Source organism: Amycolatopsis sp. Hca4, assembly GCF_013364075.1.
Lineage (GTDB): Bacteria > Actinomycetota > Actinomycetes > Mycobacteriales > Pseudonocardiaceae > Amycolatopsis.
In genome coordinates, this window is sequence record NZ_CP054925.1 from 4,774,907 (window position 1) to 4,790,004 (window position 15,098).

General features: G+C 70.8%; 14 protein-coding genes. 10 read left to right on the forward strand and 4 right to left on the reverse strand.

Going from position 1 to position 15,098, the window contains the following annotated elements; genetic code table 11:
- Positions 1-9: 9 nt before the first annotated feature.
- The 3 genes from HUT10_RS20750 to HUT10_RS20760 are packed head-to-tail and all read left to right on the forward strand — an operon-like array spanning position 10 to position 3,940.
- Positions 10-2,283: an excinuclease ABC subunit UvrA gene (locus HUT10_RS20750; protein ID WP_176172747.1), complete on the forward strand. Its 2,274-nt coding sequence runs from the start codon at positions 10-12 to the stop codon at positions 2,281-2,283.
- The gene (locus HUT10_RS20755) at positions 2,280-3,083 is read left to right on the forward strand and encodes a siderophore-interacting protein (protein WP_176172748.1); all 804 of its coding nucleotides are present in this window, start codon (positions 2,280-2,282) and stop codon (positions 3,081-3,083) included. Before HUT10_RS20750 ends, HUT10_RS20755 begins: the two co-directional genes overlap by 4 nt.
- Positions 3,068-3,940 carry a phosphotransferase family protein gene (locus HUT10_RS20760; RefSeq protein ID WP_176172749.1) on the forward strand — a complete coding sequence of 291 codons (873 nt, stop codon included), beginning with the start codon at positions 3,068-3,070 and terminating at the stop codon, positions 3,938-3,940. The genes HUT10_RS20755 and HUT10_RS20760 overlap by 16 nt, the downstream gene beginning before the upstream one ends.
- Here the strand turns inward: HUT10_RS20760 and HUT10_RS20765 are convergent, their stop codons facing one another.
- The 3 genes from HUT10_RS20765 to HUT10_RS20775 form a co-directional block, all read right to left on the reverse strand.
- Positions 3,941-5,104 carry a cytochrome P450 gene (locus tag HUT10_RS20765; RefSeq protein ID WP_176177919.1) on the reverse strand — a complete coding sequence of 388 codons (1,164 nt, stop codon included), beginning with the start codon at positions 5,102-5,104 and terminating at the stop codon, positions 3,941-3,943.
- Between the two features lie 99 nt (positions 5,105-5,203).
- Positions 5,204-5,806: a TetR/AcrR family transcriptional regulator gene (locus tag HUT10_RS20770; RefSeq protein WP_176177920.1), complete on the reverse strand. Its 603-nt coding sequence runs from the start codon at positions 5,804-5,806 to the stop codon at positions 5,204-5,206.
- Positions 5,807-5,887: 81 nt separating this feature from the next.
- The gene (locus tag HUT10_RS20775) at positions 5,888-6,592 is read right to left on the reverse strand and encodes an SDR family oxidoreductase (protein ID WP_176172750.1); all 705 of its coding nucleotides are present in this window, start codon (positions 6,590-6,592) and stop codon (positions 5,888-5,890) included.
- Between the two features lie 101 nt (positions 6,593-6,693).
- Here HUT10_RS20775 and HUT10_RS20780 point away from each other — a divergent pair, with 101 nt between their 5' ends.
- The 3 genes from HUT10_RS20780 to HUT10_RS20790 all read left to right on the forward strand — a co-directional run bounded on the left by HUT10_RS20780 (position 6,694) and on the right by HUT10_RS20790 (position 9,095).
- On the forward strand, positions 6,694-7,179 hold the full coding sequence (locus tag HUT10_RS20780; RefSeq protein ID WP_176172751.1) for a winged helix-turn-helix transcriptional regulator: 486 nt from the start codon (positions 6,694-6,696) through the stop codon (positions 7,177-7,179).
- Positions 7,180-7,293: 114 nt separating this feature from the next.
- The gene (locus tag HUT10_RS20785; protein WP_176172752.1) at positions 7,294-7,848 is read left to right on the forward strand and encodes a snapalysin family zinc-dependent metalloprotease; all 555 of its coding nucleotides are present in this window, start codon (positions 7,294-7,296) and stop codon (positions 7,846-7,848) included.
- 89 nt (positions 7,849-7,937) lie between these two features.
- Positions 7,938-9,095, forward strand: coding sequence for an AAA family ATPase (locus HUT10_RS20790; protein WP_176172753.1), 1,158 nt, complete (start codon positions 7,938-7,940; stop codon positions 9,093-9,095).
- Positions 9,096-9,384: 289 nt separating this feature from the next.
- Here the strand turns inward: HUT10_RS20790 and HUT10_RS20795 are convergent, their stop codons facing one another.
- Positions 9,385-10,389, reverse strand: a complete 1,005-nt coding sequence (locus HUT10_RS20795; protein ID WP_176172754.1) for a LacI family DNA-binding transcriptional regulator — start codon at positions 10,387-10,389, stop codon at positions 9,385-9,387.
- Between the two features lie 153 nt (positions 10,390-10,542).
- Between HUT10_RS20795 and HUT10_RS20800 the strand changes: the two genes are divergently transcribed.
- Genes HUT10_RS20800 through HUT10_RS20815 form a run of 4 tightly spaced genes read left to right on the forward strand, consistent with a single transcriptional unit; the run spans position 10,543 to position 15,089 of the window.
- Entirely contained in the window at positions 10,543-11,622 is a 1,080-nt protein-coding gene (locus HUT10_RS20800) for an ABC transporter substrate-binding protein (RefSeq protein WP_176172755.1), read from the forward strand.
- Positions 11,619-13,163: a sugar ABC transporter ATP-binding protein gene (locus HUT10_RS20805; RefSeq protein ID WP_176172756.1), complete on the forward strand. Its 1,545-nt coding sequence runs from the start codon at positions 11,619-11,621 to the stop codon at positions 13,161-13,163. The genes HUT10_RS20800 and HUT10_RS20805 overlap by 4 nt, the downstream gene beginning before the upstream one ends.
- Positions 13,156-14,118, forward strand: a complete 963-nt coding sequence (locus HUT10_RS20810; RefSeq protein ID WP_176172757.1) for an ABC transporter permease — start codon at positions 13,156-13,158, stop codon at positions 14,116-14,118. Before HUT10_RS20805 ends, HUT10_RS20810 begins: the two co-directional genes overlap by 8 nt.
- Complete coding sequence (locus HUT10_RS20815) at positions 14,115-15,089, forward strand: ABC transporter permease (protein ID WP_176172758.1); 975 nt, start codon at positions 14,115-14,117, stop codon at positions 15,087-15,089. Before HUT10_RS20810 ends, HUT10_RS20815 begins: the two co-directional genes overlap by 4 nt.
- Positions 15,090-15,098: the final 9 nt, after the last annotated feature.

Below are 15,098 nucleotides of genomic sequence, written 5' to 3' on the forward strand. Positions count from 1 at the left end.
AAGGACGGTATGACTTCACCCAGGCGGGCCGCCGACACCCACGACGTGATCGAGGTCCGGGGGGCCCGGGAGAACAACCTGACCGGCATCGACCTGGACATCCCGAAGCGACGGCTCACGGTGTTCACCGGTGTCTCCGGCTCCGGCAAGTCGTCCCTGGTCTTCGGCACCATCGCGGCCGAGTCCCAGCGGCTGATCAACGAGACCTACAGCGCCTTCCTCCAGTCGTTCATGCCGAGCCTGTCGCGCCCGGACGTCGACCTGCTGGAGAACCTGAGCGCGGCCATCGTCGTCGACCAGGAGCGGATGGGGGCCAACTCGCGCTCCACGGTCGGCACCGCGACCGACGCGTACGCCATGCTGCGGATCGCCTTCTCGCGGCTCGGCGAGCCGTACGTCGGCACCAGCGGCGCGTTCAGCTTCAACCTGCCCGAAGGCATGTGCCCGGCCTGCGAGGGCCTCGGCCGCGTCTCGGACCTCGACGTCGACGCCCTGCTCGACTTCGACCTCTCCCTCAACGAAGGCGCGATCCAGGTGCCGGGCTTCACGCCGGACACCTGGTACGTGCAGACCTACCTCTCCTCCGGCTTCTACGACCCCGACGCGAAGATCCGCGACTTCTCGCCGGAGCAGCTCAACGCCCTGCTGCACAAGGATTCCTGCAAGGTCAAGGTCGGGAAGACCAACGTCACGTACGAGGGCCTCGCGGTGAAGGTCCGGCGGCTCTACCTGCACAAGGACGTCGAGTCGCTGCAGCCGAAACTGCGGGCGTTCATCGAGAAGGCCGCCACGTTCGCCACCTGCGGTGAGTGCGGCGGCGCGCGGCTCAACCAGGCCGCGCTGTCGGCCAAGATCGACGGCAAGAACATCGCCGACTGCGCCGCCCTGCAGATCAGCGACCTCGCCGAGTTCGTGCGGAACCTCGACGCACCCTCGATCCGGCCGCTGCTGGCCAACCTGCGCGACACCCTGGACTCGCTGGTCGAGATCGGCCTCGGCTACCTTTCACTCGACCGCGAATCCGCAACGCTCTCCGGCGGCGAAGCGCAACGCGTGAAGATGGTGCGGCACCTGGGTTCCAGCCTCACCGACGTCACCTACGTCTTCGACGAGCCGACCGTCGGGCTGCACCCGCACGACATCGAGCGGATGAACAACCTGCTGCTGTGCCTGCGGGACAAGGGGAACACGATCCTGGTCGTCGAGCACAAGCCGGAGACGATCCGGATCGCCGACCACGTCGTCGACCTCGGCCCCGGCGCGGGCACCGACGGCGGCCGGCTCTGCTACACCGGCAGCGTCGACGGCCTGCGCGCGTCCGGCACGCTCACCGGCCGCCACCTCGACCACCGGGTCACCCTCCGCTCCGAGGTCCGGCAGCCCACCGGGCACCTCTCGATCACCGGCGCACGCCTCCACAACCTGAAGGACGTCAGCGTCGACGTCCCGCTCGGCGTGCTGACCGTGGTCACCGGGGTGGCCGGGTCCGGGAAGTCGTCGCTGATCCACGGCTCGCTGGCCCGCCGGGACGACGTCGTCGTGGTCGACCAGTCGGCGATCCGCGGGTCCCGGCGGTCCAACCCGGCGACCTACACCGGCCTGCTCGACCCGATCCGGGCGGCGTTCGCCAAGGCCAACGGGGTCAAGGCGAGCCTGTTCAGCGCCAACTCCGAAGGCGCCTGCCCGAAGTGCAAGGGCCTCGGCGTGATCTACACGGACCTGGCGATGATGGCCGGGGTCGCGTCCGTCTGCGAGGAGTGCGAAGGCCGGCGGTTCACGCCCAAGGTGCTCACCTACGAGCTGCGCGGCAAGAACATCGGCGAGGTGCTGGCGATGTCCGTCGCCGAGGCCCGCGAGTTCTTCGCGGGCGGCACCGCGCGGACGGTGCTGGACCGCCTCGCCGACGTCGGCCTCGGCTACCTCACGCTCGGGCAGCCGTTGACCACGCTGTCCGGCGGCGAGCGGCAGCGGCTCAAGCTGGCGATCCGGATGGCCGAACGCGGGTCGACCTACATCCTCGACGAGCCGACGACCGGGCTGCACCTGGCCGACGTCGACCAGCTGCTGGCGCTGCTCGACCGGATCGTCGACGCGGGCAACACGGTGATCGTCATCGAGCACCACCAGGCGGTGATGGCCCACGCCGACTGGCTGATCGACCTCGGCCCCGGGGCAGGCCACGACGGCGGCCGGGTGGTCTTCGAAGGCACCCCGGCCGCGCTCGTCGCCGACGCCTCGACGTTGACCGCCCGCCACCTGCGCGAATACCTGGGGAAGCCGTGAAGCCGGCCGGTCTGCTCGAAGTGACGGCGGTGCGGCGGGTGACGCCGCGCGTCGTGCGCGTCACCTTCACCGGCGACGGCCTGGCCGAGCTGGAGCCGTGGCCGGACCAGCAGCTCAAGCTCCTGTTCCCGCCGCCGGGCCGCCCGGTGCGGCTGCCGTCGGACGGCGACGACGTGCTGCGGTGGTACCAGGCGTACCTGGCGATCCCGGCCGAGGAGCGTCCGGTGATGCGCAGCTATACGGTGCGCGCGCGGGACGGCGACACGATCGACGTCGACTTCGTGCTGCACGCCGGCGCGGCGGGACCGGCCACCGCCTGGGCGTTCCGAGCGGCACCGGGTGACGTCCTCGGCCGGTACGGACCGGATCCGGCGTACCGGCGTCCACTGTCCACAGCAGACGCATTGCTGTGCGCGGGCGACGAGACGGCGATCCCCGCCATCGCTTCGATCTTGTCCGAAGTGGACGATGTGGTGGCGTTCGTCGAGGTCGCGGACGCGGCGGAGGAGCAGCCGCTGCCGGGCGTCCGGTGGCTGCACCGGGACGGCGCCGAGCACGGCAGCCGTCTTCTGGAGGCGGTGCGCGCGACGGCCCTCCCGGAAGCGGCGTGGCTGGCCGGGGAGGCGTCGACGGTCCGGGCGGTGCGCCGCCTCCTCGTCGGGCGGGGGCTGGCGAAGAGCGCCATCGAGTTCACCGGCTACTGGCGGCGGACGCTGACCCAGGACGACGCCCCGACGCCGGAGGACCTGGCCGACGCGGCGGAAAAGCTGGAAGACTCGGCCTCGTGGAAGGGCAGCTGACGGCCTCGGGCATCGACCCGGCGGCGGTGGTGTCGGCCGAGGACATCGGCGGCGGGACGTACAACCGGGCGGTGCGGTTGCGGCTGGCGGACGGACGGCGGCTGGTGCTCAAGATCGCGCCGTCCGGCCCCGGCCTGACCTACGAACACGACCTGCTGGCCACGGAGGCGGCGTACTACCGCCTGGCGTCCGGGCCGCTGCCGTCGGTGGTGGGCGAAGGGCCGGGGTTCCTGCTGATGACGGAGGTGCCGGGCGAGCCGTGGAACCGAGCGCCCGGCACCGGCCCGCACCTGCGCGCGGAGCTGGGCAAGATCGTGGCGGCCCTGCACTCGACGACCGGCGACGGGTTCGGTTACCTCCAGGACCCGTTGCACCCGACGTGGTTCTCGGCGTTCCGGGCAATGGTGGACGCAATCCTGGCCGACGCGGTGACCTACGGCGTCCGCCTGCCCCGCCCGGCGGCGGAGATCGCGCACCTGGTCCGTCGCCACGAGCCGCTGCTGGAGCAGGTCACGACACCGGTCCTGGTCCACTTCGACCTGTGGCAGGGCAACATCCTGGTCGACGGCGGCCGAGTGTCGGGCATCATCGACGCGGAGCGCGCGTTCTGGGGCGACCCGGTGGCGGAGTTCGTCTCGCTGACGTTGTTCCACGACCTGGACGAACCGCTGCTGGAGGGCTACGGCCGGGCGGCCTTCGACGCGCCCGCCCGCCGTCGGCTGACGTTGTACCGGGTGTACCTGGGGTTGATCATGCTGGTGGAGATGGTGCCGAGGCAGGACACGAACGCGGACCGGCAGCGGTTCGTCTCCACGTGGCTGGCGGAGAACCTGGACGCGGCCCAGCGGGCGATCTGATCACCACGTGACCGGCAGGCTGTGCACCCCGTACACCAGCATGTCGTCCTTGAACGCCAGGTCCCCCACCGGTACCGCGAGCCGCAGCCCCGGGATGCGGCGGTACAGCGTCCCGTACACCACCTGCAGCTCCACCCGGGCCAGCGTCTGGCCGAGACACTGGTGCACGCCGTACCCGAACGCCACGTGGTGGCGGGCCTCGCGGGTCACGTCGAGGCGGTCCGGGTTCTCGAACACCGCCGCGTCGCGGTTGGCCGCGTCGCCCGCCGCGATGATTCCTTCGCCCGCGCGGATCGTCTCGCCGCCGAGTTCGATGTCCGCCGTGGCCACGCGGCGGCGGCCGGTGTGCGTGATGTTCAAGTAGCGCAACAGCTCTTCGACTGCGCGGCGCAGCAGGTCCGCGTCGCCGGTGCGCACCAGCTCCAGTTGCGGGGGGTGCTCCAGCAACGCCACCGTGCCCAGCGCGATCATGTTCGCCGTCGTCTCGTGGCCGGCCACCAGGAGCAGCTGGCCCATCGAAGCGACCTCTTCGGCGGTCAGCTTCCCGGTCGCGTACTGCGTGACCGCCAGCTTGCTCAGCACGTCGTCGCCCGGGTCGGCCACCTTCCGCTTCACCAGCCCGCCGAGGTAGGCCAGCAGCTCTTCGGTGGCCTGCACCGCTTCCGCCGGCGTCGCCGTGCGGGACACCATCACCTTCGTGATGTCCTGGAACAGCTCGCGATCCTCGTACGGGACGCCGAGCAGTTCGCAGATCACCAGCGACGGCACCGGCAGCGCGAACGCCGTCACCAGGTCGACCGGCTTCGGGCCGGCCAGCAGCCCGTCGACCAGGTCGTCGACGATGCGCTGGATCGCCGGGCGCAGCGCCTCCATCTTCTTGACCAGGAAGTCGCCGGTCAGCAGCTTGCGCTGCGCGGCGTGCGCGGCGCCGTCCATGGTGATGAACGACTTCGCGCGGTGGCGGCGGGCCGCCGACGCCGCGCTCTGGTGCGGGTAGCCCGGGTGGTCGGAGTCGGCGCTGACCCGGGAATCCCGCAGCACCGCGCGGACGTCGTCGTAGCGCGTCACCAGCCACGGCGTGCTGCCGTTCCACAGGCGCACCCGGGAAACCGGGGGCAGTTCGCCGAGTTCGGCGGGCGGGTCGAAGGGACACCGCCGGGTCATCGGAAACGCGGGCACGCCGTCCACCGGATACCTCCCGGAGCCGCCGGAGATTTACATAGCTATGCTAAGCATCCTCCGGCCGGCCGCGCCACCGTCCGATCAGGCGAACACCAGGGACACCAGTTCGTCCACGAACGGCTCCACCAGCTCGGCCCCGGTCCGGTTCAGCGCGCTGTGGAACAACGCGACCCGGCCGTGCGCGCCGACGAACACCACCGCCGCCGCGCGGCCCGGCGTCACGCGCAGCTCGTGCCCCGCCTCGACGCAGCGTTCGAAGCCCGCCGTCAGCCGGTCGATCACGTCCAGGAGCGGGCCGGTCGGGCGGGTGCCGGGCTCCAGGTCGGACGCACCGTTCGCGAGCATCAGCCGGTAATGCCCCGGATTCTGCATCGCGAAGGCGCAGTAGGCGTGAATCTGGGCCCGAATCCGGCCGACGACGTCGGATTCGGGCCGTGACTGCTCCGCCGCGCGCATCGAATCACGCAGCCGGGCGTATTCGTGGTCGAGCAATCCGCGGACCAATTCCGCACGATCGGAAAAATGCTGGTAGATGCTCGCCGGGGCGATGCCGACGGCCCGGGCGACGCCGCGGATCGTCAGCCCGTCCTCGCCGCCGAGCTCGGCGAGGAGCCGTCCGGCGGCGGCCAGGATCTCGCCGCGCAACCGTTCGCCTTCGCCCCAGCGATTTCGTCTCCGGCCCATTCCCGCTTCGACGCGTTCCGCCACCCGCCTATTCATACGCCCGCGACGGAAGGGCCGGTATTCCGGGGTCCGGAAAACCGTTCAGGAAACCAGCGCGGGGTACAGCGCGGGGAGATCGCCGGCGAGCCCGGCCCGCACGTTCCGGCTCACGTCGTCGGCGAGCACCTCGAAGCGGCCTTCTTCGACGCCGTCCAGCGCCAGCTTCGCCACCAGGGCCGGGTCGACCTTCGGGCCGTCGACGTGCTTGGCCATGTCGGTGTCCATGTACCCGACGTGCAGCGCCGTCACCTGCGTCTTCTGCGGCGCGAGCTCCAGCCGCAGCGCGTTGGTCAGCGACCAGGCCGCCGACTTCGCCGCGGAATACGCCGCGACATGGGGCGCGGTGAACCAGGAAAGCACCGAGAGCACGTTGAGCACCGCGCCGCCGCCGTTGCGCTCGAGGACCGGCGCGAACTCACGCGTCACGGCCAGGGTGCCGAAGTAGTGCGTGTCCATCTCCAGCCGGATGTCCTCGAGGGACCCGCCGAGCAGCGACGCCCCGGTCGACGAACCGGCGTTGTTCACCAGCAGCGTGACGTCGCCGGCGGTCTTCGCGGCTTCCCGGATCGACTCCGGGTCGGTCACGTCGAGCCGCAGCGGGACCACGCCCGGCAGGTCGATCGACTCGGGGTTCCGCGCGGCGGCGTACACCTTGGCCGCGCCGCGCTCCAGCAGCTCCGCGGCGAACCGGCGGCCGAGACCCCGGTTGGCCCCGGTGACCAGCGCGACCGCACCCGTGATGTCCATGACGAACTCCTCTCGCACCTGGCTTGCTCGTTGCAAGCTAGCTGAAGCCGACAGTACGGCGTAAACTTGCTCCAAGCAAGTCAGCTCGAAGGGATCACACGATGAGCCGTCGCATCACCTGGGCGGACGCCGCCTGCCCGATCGCCCGCGCCGCCGACGTCCTCGGCGAGCCGTGGACGCTGCTGATCCTGCGCGACGCCACCGCCGGCACCACCCGGTTCGAGGACTTCCGCAGCCAGCTCGGCATCGCCGACAACGTGCTGACCACCCGGCTGGCCAAGCTCGTCGACCGCGGCCTGCTGACCAGGCTCCCCTACCGCGACGGCGGCCGGACCCGGCACGAGTACCGCCTGACGCAGGCCGGCTTGGACGCCCTGCCGGTGCTGCACGCGCTCGGCACGTGGGGACACACCCACACCTCCTCGGACGCCGGGCCGACGACGTTGGTCCACTCCCGCTGCGGGCAGCCCACCCGGCCGGGCCCGAAGTGCGACAGCTGCGGGAAACCGCTGGCCGCGACCGATCTGGCGTGGCGCGGATCGTGGCTCGGCGAGGACGACGTCCCGCTGGCCGAGCCGGTCGGCTGAGCCGAACGACCCCAAGCCGTACGAAAGTCGGGTCACAAACGCCGGGCGATTCCGTAAGTTCGACACCCAGCGCGCGCAGACCCGGTAAATTCCCCACGGCAAGGAGTCGTCCCGATGTCCAGGAAGTACCTGCTGCCCGGTGCCGCCGTCGCTCTGGCCATGATCGCGACCCCGCTGACGGCCGGCCCGGCCTCCGCGGCCCCGAAGGCGGCCACGATCGTCTACTACGACACCTCGGACGCCCCCAGCTTCCGCGCGGTGATCAACGCGGGCGCGGCCAACTGGAACGCGGCGGTGTCGAACGTCAAGCTCCAGGAGAGCTCCTCGGGCGCTTCGCTGCACTACACCGAGGGCAACGACCCGCGCGGCTCGTACGCCCAGACCGACGGCCACGGCAGCGGCACCATCTTCATCGACTACACCCAGGCCGGGCAGTACGACCAGACCCGCATCGCGGCCCACGAAACCGGCCACGCGCTCGGCCTGCCGGACCACTACGAAGGCCCGTGCTCGGAGCTGATGTCGGGTGGTGGCCCCGGCCCGTCGTGCACCAACGCCAATCCGAACGCGACCGAGGCGTCACAGGTGGAATCCCTGTGGGCCAACGGCTTCACCGGCGCCCGCAAGGCCGCGACCCGCGTCTACGAAGTGACGATGCCGGTCCGGTAGCACGTCCGGTCACCGCAGCGGGCCGACCACCGGCCGACGCCGGCGGCCGGGCCCGCTCGGGCGCCGCCGAACCGGATAGGTTCGGCGGCATGCTCACCACGCTCGCCGTCGCGAACTACCGCTCACTGCGTGACCTGGTCCTCCCGCTGTCCGGGCTGACCGTCGTCACCGGGCCGAACGGCAGCGGCAAATCGAGCCTGTACCGGGCGCTGCGGCTGCTGGCGGACGCCTCCCGCAACGGTGCCGTGGCGGCACTGGCGCGGGAGGGCGGCCTGCCCTCGACGCTGTGGGCCGGCCCGGAGAACGGCGTCCGGCGGGGCACCACGCGGGTACAGGGCAAAGTGCACACGAAGGCCGTCGGGCTCCGGCTCGGCTTCGCGGGCGACGAGTTCGGCTACGCGCTCGACCTCGGGCTGCCGGTGCCGGGCGCGACGCTGTTCAACCTCGACCCGGAGTTCAAGCGGGAAGCGGTGTGGTCGGGGCCGGTCCTGCGGCCGTCGGCGTTGCTGGCGGACCGGGCGGGCCCGTCGGTGCGCACCCGCGTGGCCTCCGGGTCGTGGGGCGACGAGCGGTTCAAGATCCGGCTGACCGACAGCATGTTGAGCGAGTTCGCCGATCCACGGGCCTGCCCGGAACTGCTGGTGCTGCGCGAACGCATCCGGTCGTGGCGGTTCTACGACCACTTCCGCACCGACATCGACGCCCCGGCCCGCCAGTCCCGCATCGGCACCCGCACCCCGGTGCTGGCCCACGACGGCGCCGACCTGGCGGCGGCGCTGCAGACGATCATCGAGGTGGGCCGGGCCGCGGAGCTGGCGGAAGTGGTCGACGCGGCCTTCCCGGACTCGACGGTGGAGGTGCGGCGCTCCGAGGACGGCCTGCTGTCGGTCGAGTTCCGCCAGCACGGCCTGCTGCGGCCGCTCTCGGCGGCGGAGCTCTCGGACGGGACACTCCGGTTCCTGCTGTGGGTGGCGGCCCTGCTGACCCCGCGCCCGCCGGAGCTGCTGGTGCTGAACGAGCCCGAGACGAGCCTCCACCCGGACCTCCTCCCGGCACTGGCATCGCTGATCGCGACGGCGGCGAAGGAGACCCAGCTGGTGGTGGTGTCCCACGCCCAGCCCCTGATCCGCGCACTGGCGGCGGTGACGGACGTGGGCACGGTGGAGTTGGAGAAGGAGTACGGCGAGACGAAGGTGACCGGCCAGGGCCGCCTCGACCGCCCCTCCTGGCACTGGCCCTCCCGCTAGCCCGCCCGGAACGCCGCCCGCGAACCCGAAGGGTCGGCCCGCGTACCCGGAGAGTCGGCCTGCGTACCGGAAGGGTCGGCTTGCGTACCTGGGGAGTCGGACCACGAGCCGACCGTCCAGGTACGCAGGCCGACCGTCCAGGTACGCGTGTCGTCCGTCCAGGTACGCGTGTCGTCCGGCTGGGTACGCGTGTCGTCCGGCTGGGTACGCGTGTCGTCCGGCTGGGTACGCGTGTCGTCCGGCTGGGTACGCGTGTCGTCCGGCTGGGTACGCGTGTCGTCCGGTGGGGTCAGCGGCCGCGGGTGCTTTCGCGGATCTCCAAGGCGAACGGGGTCTGGATGTCCTGCGGCGGGGACGTCTTGTCCCCGGTGATCCGCCGGTGCACGAGGTCCACCGCGGCCTCCGCCAGCGCCGTCTTGTCCGGCGCGATCGTCGTCAGCGAGGGCAGTGAGAATGCGCTCTCTTCGTTGTTGTCGAACCCGACGATCGCCACGTCCTCCGGCACGCGCAGCCCGAGTTCGGCCACCGCGCGCAGGGCGCCGATGGCCAGCAGGTCGTTGAAGCAGAACACCGCGTCCGGCGGCGAAGGCAGGGCCAGCAACGATTTCATCGCCGCCGCGCCCACCGAGCGGTGCCACTTCTCCGCCGGGGCCACCAGAGCGTCCGAATAGGACAAGCCGGCCGCGTCCAGCGCGGCCCGGTAACCGGCCAGCCGCTGGGACGACGTCCCGCGGGACGGGTTCCGCCCGATCGCCGCGACGCGGGTGCGGCCCAGCGAGGCCAGGTGCGACACCGCCGTGCGCGCCGCCAGGACGTTGTCGATCGCCACGTGGTCGATCGGCACGTCCACCGCGTGCTCGCCCAGCATGACCAGCGGGATCCCGCCCGGGTCGGCCGGGAAGTCCGCCGCCTCCAAGGCTTCCGGGTGCACCAGCGCGCCGTCGACCAGGTGCGGCCCCAGCGACGAAAGGGTCTCCCGCTCCCGTGACCGCGTGCCCTGGGTCTGTTCGATCAGGACGCTCCAGCCGCGCTTCTGGGCCGCCGTGATGACCAGGCCGGCCAGCTCGCCGAAGTACGGGATCGACAGCTCCGGCACCATCAGCGCCAGGAACCCGGTCCGGCCGCGGCGGAGGTTGCGGGCCCCGACGTTCGGCCGGTACCCGGTCGCCGCCAGGGCTTCCTCGACGCGCCGCCGGTTTTCCGGCTTGACGAAGGCGTAGCCGTTCACGACGTTCGACACCGTCTTCACCGACACTCCGGCAAGCGTGGCGACGTCCTTGAGCGTCACGGTCACGGGCGGTCCCTTCAGAGAGTGAGCACGAAGTGTAGCGAGCCGCTGCCGGTTTACAACGTTGTTCCAACGATGTAAAAAGTACCCCAAGGCTCCCGTGGTGACTCCGATCACCCCGGCGAGCGGGCCACCGACGACGCTGCCCGAGGAGTCACCGTGCTCTTGTCCTCCCGCCCCCGACTGGTCTTGGTCACCGCAGCCGCCGCCGCGCTGACCCTCACCTCCTGCACGAGCAGGGAAGAAACCCCCGCGGCCCCCGCCAGTGGCGCCGGGCCTGCCGCCTCCGCCCAGTCCGCCGCGCCGTCCGCCGACGGCTGCACGCTCGAGAAGACCGGTTACCCCAAGGTCGACCTGAAGACCGCGGTGGTGGGTTTCTCCCAGTCCGAAAAGGAGGCCAACCCCTTCCGGATCACCGAGACGCAGTCCATCCGCGACGAAGCCGCCAAGCTCGGCATCGCGAGCGACAAGCTGCTCGTCACCAACGCCCAGAGCGACCTCAACCGGCAGATCAGCGACATCAAGTCGATGCTCGACCGCGGTGCCCAGCTGCTGATCGTCGCGCCGCTGAACTCCGACGGCCTCCAGCCCGCCCTCGACGCGGCGAAGGCCAAGAAGGTCCCCGTCGTCACCATCGACCGCAAGGTGACGTCGCAGCCGTGCAGCGACTACCTGACCTTCATCGGCTCGAACTTCGTCGAACAGGGCAAGCGCGCGGCGCAGGCGATGGTGAAGTCCACCGGTGGCACCGGCAAGGTCGCGATCCTGCTCGGCTCGTCGGGCAACAACGTGACCACCGACCGGACCAAGGGCTTCAAGGACGAGCTCGCGAAGACGCCCGGCCTGTCCGTGGTCGCCGAGCAGACCGGCGAGTTCGACCGGTCCAAGGGCCAGGCCGTGATGGAGCAGCTGATCCAGAGCCACCCGGACATCACCGCCGTCTACGCCGAAAACGACGAGATGGGCGTCGGCGCGGTCAACGCACTCAAGACGGCGGGCAAGACGCCGGGCAAGGACGTCAAGATCGTCTCCATCGACGGCACCCGCAACGCCGTGCAGCTCATCGTCGACGGCAGCTACAACGCCGTGATCGAGTCGAACCCGCGCTTCGGCCCGCTGGCCTTCCAGACGCTGCAGAAGTTCGAGAACGGCGAGCCGATCCCGGCGAGCATCGTCATCACCGACGACCAGTACGACGAGACCAACGCGGCCCAGAAGGTGGGGAACTCCTACCAGTGACGGCCACCACCGAAGTGAGGACCGCACCGGTGCTCGAGGTGGCCGGGGTGACCAAGCGGTTCCCCGGCACCCTCGCGCTCGACGACGTCAGCTTCGCGCTGGCGCCGGGCGAGGTGCACGCCCTGGTCGGCGAGAACGGCGCCGGCAAGTCCACCCTGATCAAGGTGCTCACCGGCGTCTACCGGCCCGACGAGGGCGAGGTGCGCCACCTCGGCGAGCCGGTGGCGTTCAAGCGGCCGATCGACGCGCAGCGGGCCGGGATCTCCACGATCTACCAGGAGGTCAACCTCGTCCCGCTGATGAGCATCGCCGGCAACGTCTTTCTCGGCCGCGAGCCGCGCACCCGCGCGGGCCTGGTGGACTGGTCGAAGATGTACGCCGACGCCCGCGAGCTGCTCAAGGGCTACGGCATCGACGACGACGTCAAGCGGCCGCTGCACACCCTCGGTGTCGGCGCGCAGCAGATGGTCGCCCTCGCCCGCGCGGTCTCGACCGACGCCAAGGTCGTCATCATGGACGAACCGACGTCGTCGCTCGAGCCGCGCGAGGTCGAGACGCTCTTCGAGGTGCTGAACCGGCTGCACGCGCAGGGCATCGCGATCGTCTACGTCAGCCACCGGATGGACGAGCTGTACCGGGTGTGCGACAGCGTCACCGTGCTGCGCGACGGCCGGGTCGTCCACAGTGGACCGCTGAAGCCGCTGCCGCGCATCGAGCTCGTCTCGCTGATGCTCGGCCGGGAGATCAGGCAGATCCGCGAGGAAGGTGTCACGGCGTTCGGCGAGGAGCACGACGTCGAGCGCGAGCCGCTGCTCAAGGCGGAGCACCTCAGTGGCCTGCGGAAGCTGCACGACGTCTCGGTGAGCATCCGGCCCGGCGAGGTCGTCGGACTGGCCGGCCTCCTCGGCTCCGGCCGCAGCGAGACCGCGCGGGCCATCGTCGGCGCGTTCCCGCTCGACGGCGGCAGCGTGCTGCTGGCCGGGAAACCGCTCAAGAAGGGCAAGATCAAGGCCGCCATGCGGGCCGGGATCGCACTGCTGGCCGAGGACCGCAAGACCGACGGGATCATCCCGAACCTGTCGGTCCGCGAGAACATCGTGCTCGCCGCGCTGCCGACGCTCTCGCCGTTCGGCCTGGTCAGCAAGGCCAAACAGGACAAGATCGTGAAGATCTTCATGGAGCGCCTGCGGATCAAGGCGGCCAGTCCCGAGCAGAAGGTGTCGGAGCTCTCCGGCGGCAACCAGCAGAAGGTGCTGCTGGCCCGCTGGCTCGCCACCGGCCCGAAGATCCTGCTGCTGGACGAGCCGACCCGCGGCATCGACGTCGGCGCGAAGGCCGAGGTGCAGGCGCTGATCGACGAACTCGCGCAGGAAGGGCTCGGCGTGCTGCTCATCTCGTCCGAACTCGAAGAGCTGATCGACGGCTCCGACCGCGTGGTCGTGCTGCGCGACGGCTCGGTCGTCGGCGAGCTGACCGGCGACCGCATCACCGAGGAGAACGTCCTGACCGCGATCGCCACCGAGGGTGACAACGATGTCTAGCGCCACCCTGACCAGAACCCCGGACCGCGCGAAGGTCACCGCGTGGCTGCAGAACTACGGCGTCTACCTGGCCGTCGTCGTGCTGCTGCTGTTCAACGTGGTCTTCACCGAGAACTTCCTGTCCGCGGCCAACTTCCGCACCCAGCTGGTGCAGGCGGCGCCGGTCTGCATCGTCGCGCTCGGCATGGCGCTGGTGATCGGTACCGAGGGCATCGACCTGTCGGTCGGCTCGGTGATGTCGATCGCCGCCGCGCTCATCCCGCTCTACCTCGGCGCGGGTCCGCTGATGGCGGTCATCGTCGCCGTCATCGCCGGGATCGTCTCCGGCCTGTTCAGCGGCTACCTGGTGGCCTACCTGGGGATCCAGCCGATCATCGCGACCTTGGCCTTGCTGGTCGGCGGCCGCGGGCTCGCGCTCGTGATCGCCCACGGCCAGCTCGTCCAGCTGCACAACCGGGACTTCCTGGAGCTGGGCACCGGCGACCTCTTCGGCGTGCCGATCATGGTCATCGTCGCGGGCGTGCTGTCCGTGCTCGCCGGGCTCGTCGTGCAGCGCACGACGTTCGGGCGGCACCTGGTCGCCATCGGCGGCAACCGCGCCGCGAGCACCCTGGCCGGATTGCCCGTGAAACGCGTGCTCGTCAGCGTCTACGTGATCTCCGGGGCACTGGCGGCGATCGCCGGCGTGCTGGCGACTTCGCGGCTGGCCGCCAGCGACCCGAGCGACGTCGGCCTGCTGATGGAGCTGTCGGCGATCACCGCGGTCGTCGTCGGCGGCACCCCGCTGACCGGCGGCCGGGTCCGCGTCCTCGGCACCGTGTTCGGCGCGCTGCTCATGCAGCTCGTCCAGGCCACCCTGATCAAGCACAACCTGCCCGACTCGACCGCGCAGATGGTCCAGGCGGCCATCATCGTCGTCGCGGTCTACGTCGCACGTGAGCGGAGCAGCAAATGACCGCGACCCAGACCCAGGCCTCGCGCGCCGCCTTCGCCGGGGTCCTGCAACGCCAGGGCGCGGCCGTCGTGCTCGTCCTCGGCATGGCCGTGGCGTGGTTCGCGTTCCCGCACTTCGGCACCGCGGACAACCTGCGCAACCTGGTGCTGCAGGGCTCGTTCCTCGCCGTGATCGCGCTCGGGATGACGTTCGTGATCATCTCCGGCGGCATCGACCTCTCGGTCGGCTCCAACTACGCGCTCGGCGGCGTCCTCGCCGCGTACGGCGCCCAGTACGGGCTGGTCGTCGCGATCCTGCTGCCGCTGGCGGTGTGCTCGCTGATCGGGTTCGTCAACGGCCTGCTCATCGCCCGCACCGGGATGGCGCCGTTCATCGTCACGCTGGCGTCGCTGCTGTTCGCCAGGGGACTGCTGCTGGCCCTGACCTCCGAGGGCGCGACGACGTACAAAGTGGACCCCGGCTCGGCGTTCCTCTGGCTGGGCCAGGGCACCGTCTTCGGTGTCGGCGTCCCGGTGTACCTGACGCTCGTCCTGTTCGCCCTCGGCGGCCTGCTGCTGCGGCGCACCCGCTTCGGCCAGTCCGTGTTCGCCATCGGCGGCGCCGAGCAGTCGGCCGTGCTGATGGGCCTCCCGGTGGCCCGCACCAAGATCAGCCTCTACACGCTCAGCGGCGCCCTCGCCGGCTTCGCGGGCATCCTCACCGCCGCGTACCTGCAGTCCGGCGTCACGGTGATCGGCGTCGGCACCGAACTCGACGCGATCTCCGTCGTCGTCATCGGCGGCACGCTGCTCACCGGCGGGGCCGGCACCGTCATCGGCACGCTCGTCGGCGTGCTGCTGCGCACGCTGATCCAGAACGTCATCAACCAGATCGGCACCCTCGACTCCAACTACCAGACCGTGGTGAGCGGCGCCTTCCTGCTCGTCGTCGTGGTCATCCAGCGCCTGCTCGCGCGCTCCCGCACCCGCTGACCCCTGTCC